We start from the raw sequence: 421 nt of genomic DNA on the forward strand, positions 1-421 counted from the left end.
GAATTTCTGCGATGCGCCTATCCAAGATCTGAATTTCCCGGCTCAGGAAGTTATTACGAACGTTCTGCCCATCTTTGAGTGCGCTGTAGAATGAACTTAAAGCAAACATTGACGCAAAAGCGGCAACTAAGACGACAACTAAAATAGTTACAAAACGTTGTTGTGCTTCTTTACGCGCGGCCTCACGCCAGGGCAATAAATTTATATGTGGCATGCTGAGAAACTCCTCAATGCAAGACCCGCAGCAACAGCGAACTGTGCCTTATGCTTTTGCATTAGCTCTTGGTCCACTTTGGAACCAATCTCCATGCTCGCAAATGGGTCAACGACAACAGTGTGGATCCCTAACTCGTCGATTAATAGTCTATCTAATCCTTCGATCATTGCCGTTCCACCAGAGAGAACAATGTAATCCACTTGG

2 protein-coding genes are annotated in these 421 nt (G+C 45.4%); both read right to left on the reverse strand.

The features are described 5' to 3' along the window. Positions 1 to 214, reverse strand: a 214-nt coding sequence (locus tag CWB98_RS23825) for a PilN domain-containing protein (protein WP_432765903.1), incomplete at its 3' end; no start/stop codon positions are given. Further along, positions 202 to 421 (reverse strand): pilus assembly protein PilM (pilM, locus tag CWB98_RS23830; protein WP_171045764.1); only part of this gene is annotated, 220 nt, incomplete at its 5' end. The genes pilM and CWB98_RS23825, both read right to left, overlap by 13 nt.

The organism is Pseudoalteromonas rubra (assembly GCF_005887115.1).
Classification (GTDB): Bacteria; Pseudomonadota; Gammaproteobacteria; order Enterobacterales; family Alteromonadaceae; genus Pseudoalteromonas; species Pseudoalteromonas rubra_F.